Here is a 19,207-nt window from a genome sequence, read left to right on the forward strand (position 1 = left end):
CGCAGGTCTCTGCCGAAAACACCCCAAAAGTTTGGGAGGGGGCCAGGGGCAGCGCCCCAGCGGGGGGCGGGACCAGGCCCCGGCCGTCGGAAGCGCCGCGTCGGTCGAAATACAAATTATCATTCATATCGGGCCGGGTGCGTGCTAGGTGAGGGTATGGCCGCAACCGTGCCGGAGGAGGACGAATGAGTCAGACGGACATTCTGTTGGAAACAGGGACCAATGAGCTTGAGATCATTGAGTTCTTTATTGACGAGGTCACCCCGGACGGGGTGGTGCGGCAGTATTTCGGCGTGAACGTGGCCAAGGTGTTGGAGGTCGTCGAGGCCCCGGAAGGGCTGGAGGGATCCGAGGCCGCGGTGCACCCGAGTTTTCTGGGCACGATCCCGTTGCGCGACCTGATCCTGCCGGTGGTGGACCTGAGCGTATGGCTGGACATTGATCGTTCGCCCGCCGAGAACGAGCCGATCATCGTCACCGAGTTCAACGCCATGATCACGGGCTTTCTCGTTTCCGGGGTGACGCAGATCCACCGGGTCTTCTGGGCCGACGTGGAGCCGCCGAGCAAGTACGTGTCGTCCATGGAGACCAACTGCATCACCGGCACGGTCAAGATCAAGGACCGGTTCGTGCTCATGCTCGACCTGGAGCAGGTCCTGGCCGACCTGGACGAGTCGGGCCAGACCCAGGCGAACCTGAGCAGCGTGGTTTCGGACGAACGCTACCGGGCGCTGGTGGCGGACGACTCCACCTCGGTCCGTCAGCTGCTCGAAAGCAATTTCACCCAGGCCAATTTCGAGGTGACCATGGCCCGGGACGGGGCCGAGGCGTGGGCCGTCCTGGAGGGGATCAAGGCCAAATGCGCGTCAGAGGGCAAAAGCCCGCTGGACTACCTGGACGCCGTGGTCTCGGACGTGGAGATGCCGCAGATGGACGGCTACACCCTGACCCGCAAGGTCAAGGAGGACCCGGTCCTCAAGGTCCTGCCCGTGGTTCTGTTCTCGTCGCTCATCTCCAAATCCGTGCTGCACAAGGGCAAGGCGGTCATGGCGGACGAGCAGGTCACCAAGCCGGAATTCCACGGCCTGACCGAGAAGGTCATCAACCTGATCCGGGGCTGGGAACGGCCCGGAGCGACAGCCTAGCCGACCACCTCGTCCAGCTGCTTGCGCAGGGTGGACACGCCGCAGGAGTGGTGCATGTAGACCGGCACGTCCTTGCCGCGCACGGCGTCGAGCACGTCCTTGCGCGCCTTGTGGGACACCTTGTTGGTGAACATGACCACGAAATCCACCTGGCCCAGGGCCTTGGATATCTTCCGTTCCTTGCCGGTGAAGTGTTTCAGCTTGATCCCGCTGCGTTTGGCTTCCGTCACGTATTCCTGCTTCAACCGATCCATTCCGCCTATCAATGCCGCGCACATAATTGCACTCCCTTTGTTTGAAATTGAAAATCGTTTTCAATTAATACAAAGGGAGTGCGGCCCTGTCAACATGGGATTTCGTTTTTTTCGTGATGGGGCTTAACCCGTTCAGTCCTTGGAGGACTCGCGCAGCGCCTTGCCGTCGTGCCAGGCCCTGCCGACCTGTTCGCCCACGGCCCAGTATCGGTTGTCGGGCATGGTCAGGGTGAAGGGCCGGACCTTTTCCACGTCCACGTGCCCGTCGGTCAGAAAGCGCTCCTCGGTCCAGGCCGCGGCCAGCTCGCCGATGAACAGGGTGTCGTTGGACATGGAAAACCGTTCGACGAGCCGGAACTCCATGGCCAGGGGGCAGGCGCGGATGAGCGGCGCGTTCTCCAGTTCGCCGAAGTGGACCTCGAACAGGCCGGACTTGTCGGTCCGGTTGCCCGAGGCCAGCCCCGCGTAGTCGGTCACGGCGACCATGTCCACGGACGGGATGTTGATGGAGTACTGGCCGGTTTCGAGAATGGCCCGGTGGCTGGCGTGCTTCTTGTTGACCGCCATGGCCATGGTGCACGGGTCGTAGTTGACCCGGGTGACCCAGGCCATGGCCATGAAGTTGGGTTTGCCGTCGAGCATGGTCCCGAGGATGGTCTGCGGCTCGGGCAGGATGAAGGCGTTGTTGCCGATGTTGATCCGTTCAGACATGGTGCGCTCCTTCTTGGATTGTATGTACATACAAGTGTTTTCGTCGAAAAAAGCCGGACGCTGGGTGTCCGGCCTCAGGGTCAGCTCAGGTCTTCGAGGCGCTGGTGCGCGGCAAAGGTCTCGCGGGCCAGGGCGTCTCCCGCCTCGCGGCCGAGTACGGCGGAGTAGTCCTCGTGCAGCCGGGTCCAGGCCTTTTCGATCGCCGCCTGGGCCTCCCGCGCCCGGTCCGTGGGGTAGACGCGGGTCAGCTTGCCTTCCTGTTTGCGCTCCACCAGGTCCTGATAGACCAGCTTGTCCGTGAACCGGGTCAGGGTGGACGGGGCCAGGTGCAGGTGTTCGGCCAGCTCCTTGACCGTGATGCCCGGCTGGTCGTTGACCAGCATGACGGCAAAGGCCAGGGACGGAGACAGTCCCGTGTCGCGGAAAGCCTTCTCGGCCAGGCGCGTGACCGACCGGGCCAGGGCGTTGGCCGTGAAGAACAGGCAGTTTTGCAGATAGAGTGAGGGTGTTTTCATGGGTTTCTCTATTGTGTGTACATACAACTATATGAAGAAGGCGCTCGGGTCAAGAAGGGAGTGCGGGGCGGGCGGGGCAACGGCAAGGGGCGTCCGTCCGGAAGCCGCCGGGACGGGGCGGGCTGTAAGCGGGCGGGGCGCGGGCCGGGATCAGTTTTCGGGGTCCGCCTCGGGCAGGGTGCAGGGAGGGCTATCCACTACGATATTGCCCTGGCCGTGGTCGATGAGGGACGGGACCGTACCGACCACCATGTTGACCCGGCCGCCGAGCAGGATCTGGCCCTTGAGCCCGGTGAACAGGCCGAGCTCGGTCCAGGCAAATGTGTTGGCCGTGGCGGTCAGGGCCTCGAAGGGGTAGCAGAACAGGGCGTAGTTGGCCCGGCCGCGCACCCTGTTGTTGGCAAAGAATCCGCGCGAGCCGGTCTGGACCACGCCGCGCGCGCCCCGGCCTCCGGCCAGGACGATGTCGTTGCAGGTGGCCGCCAGGTCGTTGGCGTAGAGCATCAGGCCGATGGACTCCTCGCCGCGCGCCTCGATGCGGTTGCCGGTGATGACGGCTCGGCTGTTCCGCGAAAAATCGACACCCCCACTGGTGTCGAAATACCAGCCCGCGACGATGCCATTTGGGCCGAATTTGTTGGGATAGGCGATCCCTTCGTCGTCCGTGACGATGCGGTTGGACTCGATGCGGATGAATCCCTTGCCCTTGCCGTCCAGTTCGTTGTCCAGAACCTCGATGCCGTTGCGCGAGGTGCGCTCGATCTCGTTGTCGCGGATGGTCAGTTCCGCGCCTGTGGTCCAGTCCGCGAGCACGCCGTATCCGGCGGTCTCCTCCGGGTGGTCGTTGATCATCTCCAGCCGGTTGCCCTCGATGAGCACCGTGCCCGTGACCGCGCCCTTGAGCCCGCCCTTGGGGTGGACCAGCCGGTTGCCGACCACGATCCCGGCCTGGAACGGCAGGGAGTCGCCCTGGCTCCAGGAAATGGCCGCGTCCTTCGGGGCCACGTCGGTGACCACGCAGCCGCCGACTTCCAGCCCGCCCGCATAGGCGAAGTGCAGGGGCGTGCCGGTGGCCCCGTCGAAGCGCAGGTCGCGGACCACGATGAGCGGCCCGTCCTTGCCCGGCGGCGCGGTGTCCACGGGCAGGGGGGAGTAGAAGGTCCAGTCACCGCCCGTGATGGTCGTCACCGGTTCGCCCGATCCGTCCAATCCGCCCAGGATGCGTACGTTCCTCGTGATCTTGACCCGTCCGTCCGCGCCGAAGTCAAAATGGCCGCGCAGCCGGACCGTGCCGCCCTTGTCCAGCGCGGCCTGCACGTTGGCCACGTCCCTGGCCGGGTCGCCCGTGCCCGTGACCACGGCGTCGTCCGCCAGGGCGGGGACGGTCAGGAGCAGGGCGAGAAGCAGGGCGGTGAAAATACGGTGCATGGAATCTCCGTACGGCTGGCGTTGGTGGTCATGCGGGTGGTTTTATCCTCTTTGGCGACGATGTTCAATGCGTTGCCCGGCGCGGTCGGCCGGTGTAAGGCCTGCCATCGACATTTATAATAGTAATTATCAAGTTGTTCACGAAACATGAGGCATTCGATACTTACAGGATGGCCGATAGGCCTAACGTCAGGGTCCGCTAGGGGGATAGCAATGCGCTTGAGAACGAGAATGACGTTGATGCAGGTGGCCACCGTGGTGGTGGTCATAGTGGCGCTGAGTCTACTGTCCATACAGGGATTGAGGGGGTATGCCGATGACCAGATGCGGGATTTCCGCAAAGAACGGATGGCGGACGCCCGCCTGAACCTCGAGGACGCGGTCCAGATGGCCGAGGGAACGCTGAAAAGCTATTATGACCGTTCCCAGGACGTGGAGGGCTTGAAGCGCGACAGGCAGGAGGACCTGAAACGCGTGGTGGACGCGGTATACGGCCAGGTCAAGGCATACTACGACGCCAACGCGGACCGTCTGGACCGGGCCAGCCTGCTCCGGGGGCTGCGCCGTCTCGTCGAGCCCGCCCGCTTTGACGGGGACAATTACGTCTGGGTGCAGAACCTCGACAACATCATTCTGGCCCACCCGTCCGACGCGCTGCGGGACAAGGATATGTCCGGGCTCAAGGACAAGAAAGGCTTCCCGATCATCGCGAGCATGAGCGACGTGGCCAAAGAGCACGGCCAGGGCGTGGTCGCCTACTGGTGGCCCAAGCCGGGCGAGGAGGAGCCCAAGCTCAAGATATCCTACGTCCGCCTGATACCCGAGGCCGGATGGGTCGTCGGCACCGGGGACTGGATCGAGGACATCACCCAGGCCATGAAGAAGGAGGCCCTGCGCCAGGTCTCCAAGATGCGGCTCACGGACGGCAATTATTTCTGGATCACCGACCTCGCTCCGACCATGGTCATGCACCCCATCGATCCCGCCTTGGACGGCAAGGACGTCAGCCGCGAACTGGACAGCAAGGGCAAGCCGTTCTTCGCGGAGATGGCCAAGGTCGCCAAGGCCGACGGCCAGGGGTTCGTGGACTATTTCTGGACCAAGCCCGGCAAGCAGGGGGATTTCCCCAAGCTGTCCTTCGTCAAGCTGTTCAAGCCCTGGGGCTGGGTCCTGGGCATGGGCGTCTACGTGGACAACATCGACGCCGAGATCGCCGCCAAACAGGCCAATCTGGACAAGCGCATCTTCGACATGATCCTCCTGGTCCTGGGCATCGCCCTGCTGCTGGCCGTGCTCGGCGTGGTTGCGGGCATGCTCAGCGCCCGGTCGGTGACCAGGACCCTGGGCGGGGAACCCTCCGACATCGCGGGCATGGCCGTCCGGGTGTCCGACGGCGACCTGACCATGGACAAGCCCGGGGACCGCGACCGGGGCGTGCTCAGGTCCATGCTCAACATGGCCGACCGGCTGCGCGGCGTGGTCGCCGAGGTCCAGTGCGCAACGGACAACGTGGCCGCGGGCAGCGAGGAGCTCTCGGCCTCGTCCGAGACCCTGTCCCAGGCCACCGAGGAACAGGCCGCCTCCATCGAAGAGGTGTCCTCGTCCCTGGCCGAAATCGTCGCCTCCATCCGCAAGAACGCGGACAATGCGGAAAAGACCAGCGAGATCGCGGACCAGACCAACCGCGAAATCCTCACCGGCGAGGAGTCCGTGCGCCGCACGGTCGAGGCCATGCGCGAGATCGCGGACAAGATATCCTTCATCGAGGAGATCGCCCGGCAGACCAACCTGCTGGCCCTCAACGCGGCCATCGAGGCGGCCCGGGCCGGAGAGCACGGCAAGGGCTTCGCCGTGGTCGCGGCCGAGGTCCGCAAGCTGGCCGAACGCAGCGGAACCACGGCCCAGGAAATCAGCGAGCTGTCCGCCTCCAGCGTGCAGGTGGCCGAACAGACCGGCGACCTGTTCGCCCGGCTCACCCCGGAGATCGCCAAGACCGCCGAGCTGATCAAGGACGTGTCCAAGGTCTGCTCCGAACAGAACCACGGGGTCAGCCAGATCGAACGGGCCATGGGCCAGCTGGACACGGTCATCCAGCAGAACGCCATGGCCTCCGAGGAAATGGCCTCCACCGCCGAGGAACTGGCCGGGCAGGCCACGACCCTGCAAAGCGCCATGCATTACTTCCGCGTGGACGGCGCGGACCAGGTCTGCGAACAGGCCGATTTCAAGGCCCTGCCACCGGGCGGCGCGGCCTGATCGAAAACAAAAAAAGCCCCCTTCCGGCCGTCCGGAAGGGGGTTTTGTCTTTTTTGCGCCCGGGTCAGTAACCCTGGCGAAATTCCGATGTCCGGCGGCCCGCCTCCCGGAAATTCCGGTCCCGCGCATTGACCTTGTCCTGCTCGAATACGGCCACGGCCACGGCCTCGCACGCCGCGTCCAGGTCCGGCCCGCCCGCGCGGATCAGCCGGACCTGCTCCTTGAGCGCGGACTCCACCTTGCGCTGGCCCGCCCAGGACGGATACAGCGACCAGTACCGCGCCGCCTCGTCCCCGCGTCCCAGCTTGGCCGCGGCATAGCCCGCGTTCACGAACGCGTCCGGGATCTCCTTGCGCTCCACGCACTCGGCAAACACGCGCAGGGCGTCCTCGTACCGGCCCACGCGGGTGTAGCACACGCCCGCCATGACCAGGTGCGAAGGCCGCACCTTGCCTTGCGCCCCGGCAAAATATGTATCGTAGGCCGCCGCGCCCTCGCCGAAGTACGACTCGGCCTTGCCGAAATCGCCCCGCGCCTCGGCCGCCCGCCCGCGTTCGAAATTCTTTTTGCCCTTGGTCTCGGGCCGCACCAGCTTGGAAAAGAATGACATGGCATGAACGATAGCCGTTTGGCGCTGCCACGACAAGGGGGATGCCTCCGGCGGCCGGGGCGCCGCCCCGGACCCCGCCAGGGGGAACCCTTTGAAAAGGGTTGCCCCCTGGACCCTCTCCCAAACTTTTTGGGTCGCCTGCGGCGAAGGGGGGGGCGGCATGGCGGATGGTTGTGTAGGGGGATTGGCGGTGTTCCGAAGGGCGCCCCCTACTGGGCGGCGTCTTGGACCAGGACGAAAAGAGCCATATGTAATGCGCTCTCGCCATCCGCGAAGCGGCGCTAAAAAGTTTAGGAGGAAAAGGGGGATGGGGGTCCGGGGGAGGCAAAAAAAGAGGGGACGCGCAAGGCGCGTCCCCTCTTTTTATTGGCTGTGAATCGGGTGACTAATCTTCGTCGGCGACGAAGTCGGAGATGGCGCATTCGGTGGTCAGCAGCATGCTGGACACGGACGCGGCGTTCTGCAGGGCGATGCGGGTGACCTTTTTGGGGTCGATGACGCCTTCCTTGACGAGGTCGGCGTATTCGCCGGTGGCGGCGTTGAAGCCGTTGTTGTTTTTGAGGGCCTTGACCTTTTCGACGATCACGGTGCCTTCGAGGCCGCAGTTGTTGGCGATCTGCCTGAGCGGTTCCTCGATGGCCCGGGCGATGATGTCGATGCCCGCCTGTTCGGTATCGTCGGCGCCCTTGAGGCCCTTGAGGGCCTTGCCGGCGCGCACCAGGGCGGTGCCGCCGCCGGGGACGATGCCTTCGTCAACGGCCGCGCGGGTGGCGTTGAGGGCGTCGTCGACGCGGTCCTTGCGTTCCTTCATCTCGATTTCGGTGGGCGCGCCGACCTTGACCACGGCCACGCCGCCGACCATCTTGGCCAGCCGCTCCTGGAGCTTTTCGCGGTCATAATCGCTGGTGGAGTTGGCCGCCATGTTGGATATCTCGTTGCAGCGGGCCTCGATGGCCTTCTTGTCGCCCGCGCCGTCCACGATGAGGGTGTTCTTCTTGTCGACCACGACCTTCTTGGCGGTGCCGAAGTGTTCGGGGCGGATGGATTCCAGGGTCACGGCGGTGTCTTCGGACACCGGGGTGGCGCCGGTCATGATGGCGATGTCGCGGACCATTTCCTTGCGGCGGTCGCCGAAGCCCGGGGCCTTGACGGCGCAGACCTTGAGCGCGCCGCGCATGGCGTTGATGGTCAGTCCGGCCAGGGCCTCGTTCTCAACGGTCTCGGCGATGATCAGCAGGGGACGGCCCGCCTTGGCCACGGCCTCGAGGATGGGCACGAGCGCCTTGATGTTGGAGATCTTGTTTTCGGCCAGGAGGATGAACGGATTCTCGAAGGTGACGTTCTGGGCTTCCTGGTTGTTGACGAAATAGGGGGAGAGGTAGCCGTTGTCCCACTGCATGCCTTCGACCACGTCCAGTTCGGTGGTCAGGCCCTGGGACTCCTCCACGGTGATGACGCCGTTGTTGCCGACCTTGTCCACGGCCTCGGCCAGGATCTCGCCGATGGTCATGTCGTTGTTGGCGGAGATGGCGCCCACCTGGGCGATCTCGGAGGTCTTCTTGATGGGCTTGGCCATCTTGTCCAGTTCCTCGACCACGGCGGCCACGGCGGCGTCGATGCCGCGCTTGAGCGACATGGGGTTGCGGCCCGCGGCCAGCAGCTTGACGCCCTCGTTGAACACGGCCTGGGCCAGGATCGTGGCGGTGGTGGTGCCGTCGCCGGCGATCTCGTTGGTCTTCTTGGCCACTTCCTTGACCATCTGGGCGCCCATGTTTTCGAGCTTGTCCTCGAGGTCGATCTTCTCGGCCACGGTCACGCCGTCCTTGGTCACCTGGGGAGCGCCCCAGGTCTTCTCGATCATGACGTTGCGGCCCTTGGGGCCCAGGGTGACCTTGACGGCGTCGGCCAGGGTGTTGACGCCGCGCTGCATGCCCTCGCGGGCTACCGCTTTGTAATCAATTGCTTTAGACATTGTTCCGAATCCCTATGAAAAGTGGTTGTCAGTTGTATGGGTTGGCTTCGTAAACCGTTCAGAAAGGTTCGAGTGCGAGGCGCGAGAAAGAATCAAGGCCGAAGCGTAGTCTTCCTACGCGAGGATTTGATTCTTTTGCAGCAACGAAGCAATCGGGCCTTTATGGACGGTTTTAGGCGAAGACGCCGAGGATGTCGTCCTCGCGCATGATAATCAGTTCGTCCCCGTCCATGCTGAACTCGCTGCCCGCGTACTTGGCGAACAGGACGATGTCGCCGTCCTTGACGGTCTTGCACTCGGGGCCGGCGGCCAGGACGACGCCGTTCTGGGGTTTTTCCTTGGCGGAATCCGGGATGTAGATGCCCCCGGCGGTCTTTTCCTCTTCTTCCTTCCTCTGGACGATGACGCGGTCATTGAGCGGTTTCAAACCCATGAAAAGTCTCCTTATGCTGTCTTCACCGCAAGCAGTGGCGGCGTATGTTTCGACTGGGCCAAGAGATAAGTACGGCGCGGGCGGTGTCAACAGGACGGGCGCATATTTTTCCGGACCGTTTCGGGGGCGCGGTTGAAATCCCCACCGATGCGGGGTAGTGCTATACTTAGAAAAAAAGCGAATAACCGAGAAAAAGGGAGCAGAAACAGGATGGAACCCGCGCTAAAACGGCTGGTGGTGGTCTCCAATCGCCTTCCGGTCGCCCTCCGCAAGGATGAGGACGGCTGGAAGCTCAAACAGGGCTCGGGCGGGCTGGTCACGGCCATGGCCCCGGTGCTCAAGAACCGGGGCGGCATGTGGATCGGCTGGTCCGGGACTTCGGATTCCGGGGCCGAACTGGACGGGCTCATGGACGACTTCACCGAGGAGGCCGGGTACGAGTTGTGCACCGTGCCACTGACCGAGGAGGACGTGGACGGCTACTACTACGGCTTTTCCAACGAGATCATCTGGCCGCTGTTCCACGATCTGCAGAGCCGCTGCCGTTTCCACCCCCGCTACTGGCGCACCTATCTGGACGTGAATTTCAAGTTCGCCGAGGTCGTGGCCCGGCGCTCCTCGCCCGAGGACTACATCTGGATCCAGGACTACCACCTCATGCACCAGGCCTTTTTTCTCAAGTCCATGGGCGTGCGGCGCAACACCGGGTTCTTCCTGCACATCCCCTTTCCGCCGCCGGACATCTTCATGAAACTGCCGTGGCGGGCCAAGCTGATCCAGGCCCTGACCGAGTTCGATCTGGTCGGCTTCCAGACGGTCCAGGACCGGCGCAATTTCGTGGGCAGCCTGCATCGGCTCATGCCCGAGGCCCGGGTCGAGGGGCGCGGCGCGGTGGTGACCATAAACATGGGCAACCGCTCGTTTCGGGCCGGGGCGTTCCCCATCTCCATCGATTACGCCCAGTTCTCGGACATGGCGGCCCGGCCCGACGTGGTCCAGAAGGCGTTCGACCTCAAGGAGGCGCTCAGGCACCGCAAGATCATCCTCGGCGTGGACCGGCTGGACTACACCAAGGGCATCCCAGAGCGCATCCGCTCCATCCAGACCCTGCTGCGCCGTTACCCGGACCTCAAGGGCAAGGTCAACTTCATCCAGATCGCGGTCCCCAGCCGCGAGGAGGTGGACGAATACAAGGAGCTGCGGACCGAGATCGAGCAGCTGGTCGGCCGGGTCAACGGCGAGTATTCCTTTCCGGGCTGGGTGCCGGTCCACTACCACTATCGCAGCCTGCCGCACGAGGATCTGGTGGCCTACTACGCGGCGGCCGACGTGGGGCTGGTCACGCCCCTGCGCGACGGCATGAACCTGGTGGCCAAGGAGTACTGCGCCTGCAACAACAAGGGCGACGGGGTCCTGGTCCTGAGCGAGTTCGCCGGGGCCGCCGCCCAGCTGCAAAAGCACGCCTACCTGGTCAACCCGTACGACGTGGAGGGCATCGCCAAGGCGCTGCACCGCGCCCTGTACTGGCCCATCGAGGAGCGCAAGGCGCACATGACCCGGCTGCGCGAACAGATCAGGCGCGGCAACATCTTCCGCTGGGTGGACTCCTTCCTCCGGGCGGGCATCGCCAAGTCCCTGGACGATTTCCCCGAGGCGGACACCGTGCACTTCAACCGGGTCTAGGCGTGCTCGTTCTCAAGTGCGCCGACTGCCGCCGCAAGTTGTGGCGCTATCACAAGATAGGCCAGGGCGAGGTGCACCGCTGCCACAAGGACCGCATCGACAAGGTCTGGAACATGGAGGAACGGGACGGCAAGGTCTTCTGCCCCTGCGGCCGGGCCGTGGGCATCGACCGGGGGAGTCACTATGCCATGGACAGGAAGGCCTTCACCTACAAGGGCACCAAAACCAATGGTTGACAGGCGGTCGCGCTTTCGGAAAAGGTATGCATATGAGTATAATGGAACCCGTTACCAAGGAGTTCGCCTTGAAGACCCGCTTTCTGATCCCGGCCCTGACGCTGACCCTGATCCTGGCCTTCGCCTCCGCTGGCGTGGCGGCGACCGCCCCGGCGGATTCCACGCCCGCCGTGGAGGGGTGCGGCTCCATCCCCTGGGGCGCGCCCATCTCCGCCGTGGAGGAGATCACCTACTCCCACACCGTGGCCGGGGTGAAATATTACAAAGTGACCAAGACCGAACCGTGCGGGGTGTTCGAAATCCAGGGCGCGAACGTGACCTACGGGTTCCTCGGCGGCAAGCTCTACACCGTGCTGGTGGAGATCGACAAGGCCCAGGACGTCAAGCAGGTGGTGGCCACCCTGATGGATTCCTACGGGCTGCCCGACCACAAGCAGTCGGACGGCTGGGACGAGTACCGCTGGGAGACCGACGACCTCAAGGTCAAGCTCAAGAGCCAGTTCGCAACCGACCGCATCAAGATCGGCATGTACTACAAGCCGCTGATCCCCCAGGAGTAGCGGTCGACCGATCGCCTTTTTTCCAGGCCGTCCCGCCCCGGGGCGGCCTGTTCCGCCATTTGCCTTTCATGGCGCCGTGCTTATCCTCTGCGTGGAGGAACCCATGTCGAAACAGATGAAGAATTTCCTGACCATTGCCGGGATCGTCATCCTGGGCGCGTTTCTCGCATTCCTGTACGACTGCATCGCCGGGCTGGCCGATTTCGCCGGACGGATCAACCCGGCGCTGGCCCCGTGGGTCTTCTGGGGGTTGATGGGCGTGGTCCTCGCCTCGCTGGCCTGGTGGCTGTCCCTGGCCCTGGTCCGGCCCAGGCCGCTGCTGGTCCACGCCGATCCCACGCCCGAGGAACTGGCCGGATTCCGCCGCGAACTCGTGAAGCGGCTGGCCAGGAATCGCGTGCTCAGGGACTCGGGGGTCGACGTGCGCGACGAATCGGGCCTGGAACTCGGGCTCGAGGTCCTGCGAAGGCGGGCCGACGAGGAGATACGCTCCACGGCCAAGCGGGTGTTCATCGGCTCGGCCGTGTCCCAGAACGGGCGGCTCGACTCCCTGGTGGTCCTGTTTCTCATCTCGCGCCTGGCCTGGCGCATCTCCAAGCTGTACGCCCAGCGGCCGCACTACCGCGAGCTGGTCAATCTGTACGTGAACATCGCGGCGACCTCGTTTCTGGCGGGTTCCATCGAGGAGTTCGGCATCGAGGAATACATCCATGAACTCATGGGGCCGCTGGTGGCCGGGTCGGCCCTGGGGGTCATGCCCGGGGCCGAGGCCGTGGCCTCCACCGTGACCAGTTCGGTCTTAAGCGGCTCCACCAACGCGCTGCTGGCCATGCGCTGCGGCATCGTGGCCCGCAACTACATGAGCCTGGACCTGGATAGGCGCGGGGCCATGCGCCGCTCGGCCACCTTGGAGGCGGCGCGCATGTTCATGTCCATCTCGGGCGAGACCGTGGCCCAGGTGACCAAGCTGCTGGTCAAGGGCTCGTCCAGGGCGGTCAGGGGCGGGGCCAAAAAGGCCTTCACCTCCGTGGGCAAGGGCGTGACCGGGGCCGCCGGGAGCGTGGGACGCGGCGTGTCCGGCGCTGCCGGGGCCGTGGGCGACGGGGCTAAGAGCGTGGGGCGCGGAGCGCGGGACATCGGGCGCGGGGTCACGGACTCGGCCCGCTCGGTGGTGGACGGCGTGGACCGGGCCCTGGACAAGGTCGTGGACGGTACGGCCGGGGCCGCCAAGCGGTCCGCCCGCACGGTCCGCAGTGCCGCGGACGGGGCCGGGCGGCTGGCCAAAAGGGCCGGGGGAGCCGTGTCCGGCGCGGCCGGTTCGGCCAAGGGCGCGCTGCGCTCCACGGGCAAATCCGTGGAAAAGGGCGTGCGCTCGGTGCGCGACACGCTGCTGCGCCGGAAGAAGAAGCCCGGGGACGAGCCGAAAGACGTCTAGGGTGCGCGCCGCGCGCCCGGAGAATTCCCCATCCGGAAGGGCGTCGAGGCCCGATGCGAATACGCCCCGCCCGGCATGATGCCGGACGGGGCGCGTTGTTCTGCTTTGGAATGCCGGATCGGGGCTAGGCGGCGGCTTCGTTGACCACCGCCATGGTGGAGCGGGCGATCTCCAGTTCCTCGTTGGTCGGGACGATGAGGATCTTGACCGGACTGCCCGCGGCGTGGATCTCCCGGATGCCCGGTTCCCTGACCGCGTTCTTCTCCGTGTCGATATGGATGCCCAGGGGGGCGAGGCCCTCGCAGACCTTGGCCCGCAGGTGGTCGTCGTTTTCGCCGACCCCGGCGGTGAAGACCAGGGCGTCCACCGTGCCGAGCACGGCCAGGAAGGAGCCGACGGTCTTCTTGGCCCGGTAGGCGAACATCTCGAAGGCCAGCTGGGCGTTTTCGTCGCCCTGCTCCCGTGCCTGGTGCACGTCGCGCATGTCGTTCATGCCGCAGATGCCGAGCAGGCCGCTCTGGTGGTTCATCAAGGCGTCGATCTCATCCAGGGAAAGGGACTTGTTCTTGGCCAGGAACGGCACGATGGCCGGGTCGATGTCGCCGCACCGCGAGCCCATCATCAGGCCGGCCAGGGGCGTCAGGCCCATGGTGGTGTCCACGCACTTGCCCTTTTCCACCGCGTCCATGGAGCAGCCGTTGCCCAGGTGCAGGGTGATCAGGTTGACCTCTTCGGGCTTCTTGCCCAGGTGCTCGGCCGCGGCCCGGGACACGAACTTGTGGGAGGTGCCGTGGAAGCCGTACTTGCGGATCTTCAGGTCGTCGTAGAGCTCCATGGGCAGGGGGTACATGTACGCGTGGGGCGGCATGGTCAGGTGGAACTCGGTGTCGAACACGGTCACGTTGGGCACGTCGCCGAAGAGCTTGCGGGCCTGTTCGATGCCGATGGTGTTGGATTCGTGCAGCGGGGCCAGCGGGATGTTGGCCCGGATGGTCTCGACCACGGCGTCGTCCACCAGCACGGGGTGGGAGAAGGATTCGCCGCCCTGGACCACGCGGTGCCCGATGGCGTCGATCTCGCCGAGCGAATCGATCACCCCGTCCAGGAGGCGGTCCGTCATCAGCTTCAGGGCCTCGGTGTGATCGGCGATGGGCAGCTCGTCCACCCGTTTCGCGGGCGAGTCGCCGTCCGGGCGGGAGGTATGGGCGATCCGGCCGATCTCCCCGCCGATGCGTTCCACCAGGCCGGTGGCCATGACCGTTTCGTTGTTCATGTCCCGCAGTTGGTATTTGAGGGAGGAGCTGCCGCAGTTGATAACCAGGATTTTCATGTTAAGCGTCCTTTTCTGCCTGGGCCTGAATGGCGGTGATGGCCACGGTGTTGACGATGTCGCGCACCAGGCATCCCCGGCTCAGGTCGTTGACGGGTTTGTTCAGGCCCTGCAGGATCGGGCCGACGGCCGTGGAGCCGGGCACGGCGCGCTGCACGGCCTTGTAGGTGTTGTTGCCGGTGTTCAGGTCCGGGAAGATGAAGACCGTGGCCTGGCCCGCCACTTCGGAGCCGGGCAGCTTGGTCTTGGCCACGTCCGGGGCCACGGCCGCGTCGTACTGCAGGGGGCCTTCGATCGGGATGTCGAGGCCCCGTTCCTTGGCCAGCTCACGGGCGATGCGCGCGGCCTCGGCCACCTTCTCCACTTCCTCGCCCTTGCCGGACGTGCCGGTGGAGTAGGAGAGCAGGGCCACCTTGGGTTCGATGCCGAAGACGCGCGCGGTCTCGGCCGAGACCAGGGCTATTTCGGCCAGCTGGCGGGCGTCCGGCTTGGGGTTCACCGCGCAGTCGCCGAAGCAGACCACGTGGTCGCCCATGCACATCAGGAAGACCGACGAGACGATGGAGGAGCCGGGCTTGGTCTTGATGAACTCGAAGGCCGGGCGGATGGTCTGGGAGGTGGTGGTCACCGATCCGGAAACCATGCCGTCGGCGTCGCCCATCTTGACCATCATGGTCCCGAAATAGGTCGGATCGCTCATCCGGTCGCGGGCGTCCTTCATGAGGATGCCCTTTTTCTTGCGGGCCTCGAAATAGGCCTGCGCGTAGTCCTCGAACCGTTCGGACGTGGTCGGGTTGACGATCCGCGCCCCGTCAAGCCGTACGCCCAGGCGGGCCGCCTGCTCGCGGACGGCGGTCTCGTCGCCGAGCAGGATGATCTCGGCCACGTTGCGGCGCAGCAGGATCTCCGTGGCCTGGATCACGCGGTCGCTGTTGCCCTCGGGCAGGACGATGCGCTGCGGCCGGGCCTTGGCCCTTTCGATCAGGTTGTACTCGAACATGAACGGGGTGATCTTCCGGGACTTGGTGGTCACCAAGCGTTTTTGCAGCTCCTCGGTGTTCACGTTGGAGTCGAACAGCTCGATGGCCGAGGCGACCTTGGCCGGGTTTTCCGGGTCGATGGTGCCGTGCAGGGCCTGGAGGATCTGGGTGGCCTTGAACGTGTGGTCCTCCACGCTCAGGATGGGCATGGGCACGCCGGTCCAGCCTTCGATCAGCCGGTGGATGGTGTCCGACGGCTGGAGGCCGCCGGTCAGGACCATGCCCGCGATGTTCCCGTAGGCCGAGGACTGGCGCGAGGTCAGGCTGGCCAGGATGATGTCCGAGCGGTCGCCGGGGGTGATGATCAGGCTCCCTTCGGTCAGGTACTTGAGGAAATTGCCTATGTGCATGGCCGCCACCAGGCAGTCGTCCACCGGCCGGTCGAGCTGGCCGTGGCCGTACAGGACCGAGGCGCCCAGCCATTTGGCGACGTCGCGGATGGTCGGGTTGCCCAGGCGCTTGTCGTCCGGGATGATGTAGCCGAGCAGGGGATGGGTGGTGCGGACGCGTTCGCGGATGTCGTCGAGCACGCTTGCGGGCAGGTCGGGACGGGCCCGGTTGACGATCAGGCCGAGGACCTCGAGGCCCCGCTGCTCGAAGGTCTCGATGGTCCGCTGGGCCGAATCACACACGTTTTCGGCGTCCTGGTCGCGGCCGTTGACCACCAGCAGCACCGGGCAGCCCAGGTTGGAGATGATCGAGGTGTTCAGCTCGTACTCCATGGTGGCGCTGTCGCCGATGTAGTCGGTGCCCTCGCAGAGCACGAAGTCGTACTCCTTCTCCAATTCCTTGAATTTGTTGAGCGTGGTCTCGAGGAGCAGGGCCTGCTGCCCTTCGTTGAGCAGCCTGCGCGCCTGGCTCAGGGTGTAGGCGTGGGTCCGTTCGTACTCGATGTCCAGCTTGAAGAGCTTCTGGACGAGATCGATGTCGTGGTCGTGTTCGTCGTGCACCGGGTCGCCGATGATCGGGCGAAAGATGGCCACTCGCTGTACATTGGCATGCAACAGGTGCATGAGCCCCAGCAGGATGGCGGACTTGCCGCTGTACGGCTCGGTGGCCGCTATGAAAAGGCTTTTAGACATGGGGGTATCCTTTGTTTTGGCGTGGGGCGGGCGCGATGCGTCCTCCCGAAATTTTTTTCGGTGGCGTATGAGCGGGCGTTTGGGCGGAGGGGGCGGGTCTAGCGGTAGCGGTGCAGGAGGCCGCAGGCCATGTTGCGGGTGGGCGTGGAGCGGGGCACGGCCCGGACGGTGTGGCCGTCCATCTCCCACCAGGTGAGAATGCCGTTTTCCTCCAGCTGTTCAAGGGCCTTTTCCAGCCGTTTGATGAACTGGCTCTTCTGTTTGGTCTTGGGGCGGCACAGGTCGTACAGGCTCCTCAAATCCGAGGAAAAGCCGCCCTTGTAGACCTGGGCGGCGCCGAGGAGCCACTTGGCGAGGCCGTTGCCGCCCTGCGGAAGCCGTTCGCGCATGATCTGTTCCAGGCCGTTCCTGCGGAAGGCCATGGTCACGTCGCCGTTGACTTCGACCAGGCATTCCTCCTGCCGGGCGTCCACCAGGACGCGGTTCATGAGCTGGGTCGTGTACTGATAGCCCTTGCCCTCGATGCAGATGGCGGCCGAGGACAGCCGCTTCAGGCTGGTGAACACCCGTTCGCGGTTCTTCTCGTTGTTGCGCCGGTTGTGCGCGTGCAGGAGCTCGGCGGGCTTGACCTGGCACCGTTCGGGGCCGCCGTTGCCCGCCGGGGAACGGCGGACGCAGTACAGCAGCACGTCCAGGTCCCACTGGTCGAAGCGGTTCCCGGTGAAGAAGAGTTCCTTGTTCCCGCAGAGGGTGGCCAGCCGCCGCCGGTGGACGAATTCGGAATCGTGCATGTATTCGGCGCTGAACAGGTCCGAGAGGAAGAAAACGCCGAGATGCTGAATGCGGAAGGGGGGGCGCAGGGGCCGCCGACCGGTGATGATGTCGTCGTCCTGCGTGTACGGGGCGTACTGCAGGGGCAGGTCGGGGTTGTCCATCAGGTCAGGTTGTTGAAACATAACGTCTTCCTCGTACAGGTGGCAGCGGCGTTCACGACCAGGCTGAAGGGTGGGAAGGGGGGGCCTGTCGGCCGCCCCCTTCCAAGGGGCAAGGTGTGTTCTTGAAAAACGTCCGGCCGCGGCGTTGAAGCTAGATCTCCTTGAGGATCTTCTGGAGCCTGGAGAGATGGACCCTCTCCTCGTCCATGCAGTCGCGGATGGCCTGGCGCTCGCTTTCGGGGACCAGGGATTCCATCTCGGCGAAGAACAGCAGGGTGTCCTTCTCGAAGCCCATGGCCATGATGACCGCTTCCCGCTCGTCCTCGATGACGGCCATGCGCTTGGTCACCATGTCGTCGGAAAAGAGGGCGTGGGATTCGATGAGGCCCTGGATGTAGGCGGTGTATTCCTCCCTGGTCGCCCAGGCGGGCAGCTCCACGTTGCCGAGGCGCTCGAAGAGCGCGGCGAAAATCTGTTCGTGCCTGGCTTCTTCCGCGGCCAGGTAGCCGAACAGTTCCCTGGTCTTTTCGCCTTTGGCCTCCTGCTCCAGGCGGAGGTAGAAGGCGCGTCCCTTTCTTTCGATCTCAACCGCGGTTTTCGCGATTTCGTTGGCGTGGAAAAAATATGCCATGATGTCTCCTGTTTCTTCTCTTGGATCGATCCGTGTTGAAGCCGGGGGCGGAGTGTGGTCGGCGGATAGCCGTCCGCCCCCGGCCACGGAGGTTGGCTATAGTTCGTTGGGCAGTTCCTTGAGCTCGGCGTAGGTGAAGACCGGGCCGTCCTGGCAGACGTACTTGTTGCCGATGTTGCAGCGGCCGCAGAGGCCGACGCCGCACTTCATCCGCTTTTCCAGGGTGGTCAGGATCTGGTCGTCGGCGAATCCGAGCTTGGCCAGGGCCTGCAGGGTGAACTTGATCATGATCGGCGGACCGCAGGTGATGGCCACGCAATTCTCGGGCGAGGGGTTCATCTCGAGCAGCACGTTGGGGATCAGGCCCACCTTGTGCTCCCAGCCGTCGGACGGGTTGTCGATGGTCAGGACCGTGTCCAGGTCGTCGCGGCCCAGCCAGTCGGGCAGCTCGTACTGGAAGGCCATGTCCTGCGGCGAGCGCGCCCCGTAGAGCAGGGAGATCTTGCCGTAGTCCGCGCGGTTGTCCAGCATGTAGACCAGCAGGGTGCGCAGGGGGGCCATGCCGATGCCGCCGCCCACGAAGACGATGTCCTTGCCCTTGAGGTCCTCGTACGGGAACCAGTTGCCCAGGGGGGCGCGCACGCCGACCTGGTCGCCCACTGACAGGCCGTGGATCTTCTCGGTGACCTCGCCCGCCTTCATGATGCTGAACTGGAGATAGTCCATGCGGGTCGGCGAGGAGTTGATGACAAAGGTGGACTCGCCCGTGCCGAAGATGGAGAGCTGGCCGACCTGTCCGGGATGGAAGGTGAAGTTCTTCATCTCCTCCGGGTCGTCGAGCACGATGCGCAGGGTCTTGATGTTCGGCGTCTCCTGCACGGTCTCGATGATCGTCCCGATCTTGGGCAGGTACGGGTTGTGTTCGTTGGTGATCTTTATTTCCTCGAGCAT

18 protein-coding genes are annotated in these 19,207 nt (G+C 64.6%); 6 read left to right on the top strand and 12 right to left on the bottom strand.

Features of this window, described 5'->3' with window-relative positions:
- Nucleotides 1-185: 185 nt before the first annotated feature.
- Nucleotides 186-1,145, top strand: coding sequence for a chemotaxis protein (locus BerOc1_RS12015; RefSeq protein WP_071545925.1), 960 nt, complete (start codon nt 186-188; stop codon nt 1,143-1,145).
- Here the strand turns inward: BerOc1_RS12015 and BerOc1_RS12020 are convergent.
- The 4 genes from BerOc1_RS12020 to BerOc1_RS12035 all read right to left on the bottom strand — a co-directional run bounded on the left by BerOc1_RS12020 (nt 1,142) and on the right by BerOc1_RS12035 (nt 4,053).
- Nucleotides 1,142-1,423 carry a DUF2325 domain-containing protein gene (locus BerOc1_RS12020; RefSeq protein ID WP_071545926.1) on the bottom strand — a complete coding sequence of 94 codons (282 nt, stop codon included), beginning with the start codon at nt 1,421-1,423 and terminating at the stop codon, nt 1,142-1,144. The genes BerOc1_RS12015 and BerOc1_RS12020 overlap by 4 nt on opposite strands.
- Nucleotides 1,424-1,531: 108 nt before the next feature.
- On the bottom strand, nt 1,532-2,110 hold the full coding sequence (locus BerOc1_RS12025; RefSeq protein ID WP_071545927.1) for a flavin reductase family protein: 579 nt from the start codon (nt 2,108-2,110) through the stop codon (nt 1,532-1,534).
- 80 nt (nt 2,111-2,190) lie between these two features.
- Nucleotides 2,191-2,625: a MarR family winged helix-turn-helix transcriptional regulator gene (locus BerOc1_RS12030; protein WP_071545928.1), complete on the bottom strand. Its 435-nt coding sequence runs from the start codon at nt 2,623-2,625 to the stop codon at nt 2,191-2,193.
- Nucleotides 2,626-2,775: 150 nt separating this feature from the next.
- Nucleotides 2,776-4,053 (bottom strand): right-handed parallel beta-helix repeat-containing protein, encoded by a 1,278-nt coding sequence (locus tag BerOc1_RS12035; protein ID WP_071545929.1) that lies wholly within the window; start codon nt 4,051-4,053, stop codon nt 2,776-2,778.
- A gap of 231 nt (nt 4,054-4,284) precedes the next feature.
- Between BerOc1_RS12035 and BerOc1_RS12040 the strand changes: the two genes are divergently transcribed.
- Nucleotides 4,285-6,309, top strand: coding sequence for a methyl-accepting chemotaxis protein (locus tag BerOc1_RS12040; protein ID WP_242652970.1), 2,025 nt, complete (start codon nt 4,285-4,287; stop codon nt 6,307-6,309).
- A gap of 64 nt (nt 6,310-6,373) precedes the next feature.
- Here BerOc1_RS12040 and BerOc1_RS12045 read toward each other — a convergent pair whose 3' ends face one another.
- The 3 genes from BerOc1_RS12045 to BerOc1_RS12055 form a co-directional block, all read right to left on the bottom strand.
- A complete protein-coding gene (locus BerOc1_RS12045; RefSeq protein WP_071545931.1) occupies nt 6,374-6,919 on the bottom strand; it encodes a tetratricopeptide repeat protein in 546 nt (181 codons plus the stop codon).
- 385 nt (nt 6,920-7,304) lie between these two features.
- Nucleotides 7,305-8,891: a chaperonin GroEL gene (gene groL, locus BerOc1_RS12050; protein WP_071545932.1), complete on the bottom strand. Its 1,587-nt coding sequence runs from the start codon at nt 8,889-8,891 to the stop codon at nt 7,305-7,307.
- Between the two features lie 172 nt (nt 8,892-9,063).
- Nucleotides 9,064-9,324 (bottom strand): co-chaperone GroES, encoded by a 261-nt coding sequence (locus tag BerOc1_RS12055; protein WP_071545933.1) that lies wholly within the window; start codon nt 9,322-9,324, stop codon nt 9,064-9,066.
- A 210-nt stretch (nt 9,325-9,534) separates the two neighbouring features.
- Here BerOc1_RS12055 and BerOc1_RS12060 point away from each other — a divergent pair, with 210 nt between their 5' ends.
- The 4 genes from BerOc1_RS12060 (at nt 9,535) to BerOc1_RS12075 (ending at nt 13,238) form a co-directional block, all read left to right on the top strand.
- On the top strand, nt 9,535-11,007 hold the full coding sequence (locus BerOc1_RS12060; protein ID WP_071545934.1) for an alpha,alpha-trehalose-phosphate synthase (UDP-forming): 1,473 nt from the start codon (nt 9,535-9,537) through the stop codon (nt 11,005-11,007).
- Between the two features lie 2 nt (nt 11,008-11,009).
- Nucleotides 11,010-11,243, top strand: a complete 234-nt coding sequence (locus BerOc1_RS12065; protein ID WP_071545935.1) for a hypothetical protein — start codon at nt 11,010-11,012, stop codon at nt 11,241-11,243.
- 32 nt (nt 11,244-11,275) lie between these two features.
- Nucleotides 11,276-11,803 (top strand): hypothetical protein, encoded by a 528-nt coding sequence (locus BerOc1_RS12070; RefSeq protein ID WP_071545936.1) that lies wholly within the window; start codon nt 11,276-11,278, stop codon nt 11,801-11,803.
- 103 nt (nt 11,804-11,906) lie between these two features.
- A complete protein-coding gene (locus tag BerOc1_RS12075; RefSeq protein WP_071545937.1) occupies nt 11,907-13,238 on the top strand; it encodes a DUF697 domain-containing protein in 1,332 nt (443 codons plus the stop codon).
- A gap of 124 nt (nt 13,239-13,362) precedes the next feature.
- Here BerOc1_RS12075 and BerOc1_RS12080 read toward each other — a convergent pair whose 3' ends face one another.
- The 5 genes from BerOc1_RS12080 to BerOc1_RS12100 all read right to left on the bottom strand — a co-directional run bounded on the left by BerOc1_RS12080 (nt 13,363) and on the right by BerOc1_RS12100 (nt 19,207).
- Entirely contained in the window at nt 13,363-14,568 is a 1,206-nt protein-coding gene (locus tag BerOc1_RS12080) for an acetate/propionate family kinase (protein ID WP_071545938.1), read from the bottom strand.
- Nucleotide 14,569: 1 nt separating this feature from the next.
- On the bottom strand, nt 14,570-16,690 hold the full coding sequence (gene pta, locus BerOc1_RS12085; protein ID WP_071545939.1) for a phosphate acetyltransferase: 2,121 nt from the start codon (nt 16,688-16,690) through the stop codon (nt 14,570-14,572).
- Nucleotides 16,691-16,788: 98 nt separating this feature from the next.
- Nucleotides 16,789-17,646 carry a hypothetical protein gene (locus BerOc1_RS12090; protein WP_129586530.1) on the bottom strand — a complete coding sequence of 286 codons (858 nt, stop codon included), beginning with the start codon at nt 17,644-17,646 and terminating at the stop codon, nt 16,789-16,791.
- Between the two features lie 130 nt (nt 17,647-17,776).
- Nucleotides 17,777-18,256, bottom strand: coding sequence for a ferritin-like domain-containing protein (locus BerOc1_RS12095; protein WP_071545941.1), 480 nt, complete (start codon nt 18,254-18,256; stop codon nt 17,777-17,779).
- A 96-nt stretch (nt 18,257-18,352) separates the two neighbouring features.
- Nucleotides 18,353-19,207 (bottom strand): FAD/NAD(P)-binding protein, encoded by an 855-nt coding sequence (locus tag BerOc1_RS12100; protein ID WP_371912959.1) that lies wholly within the window; start codon nt 19,205-19,207, stop codon nt 18,353-18,355.

This window comes from Pseudodesulfovibrio hydrargyri (genome assembly GCF_001874525.1).
GTDB classification, from domain to species: domain Bacteria; phylum Desulfobacterota; class Desulfovibrionia; order Desulfovibrionales; family Desulfovibrionaceae; genus Pseudodesulfovibrio; species Pseudodesulfovibrio hydrargyri.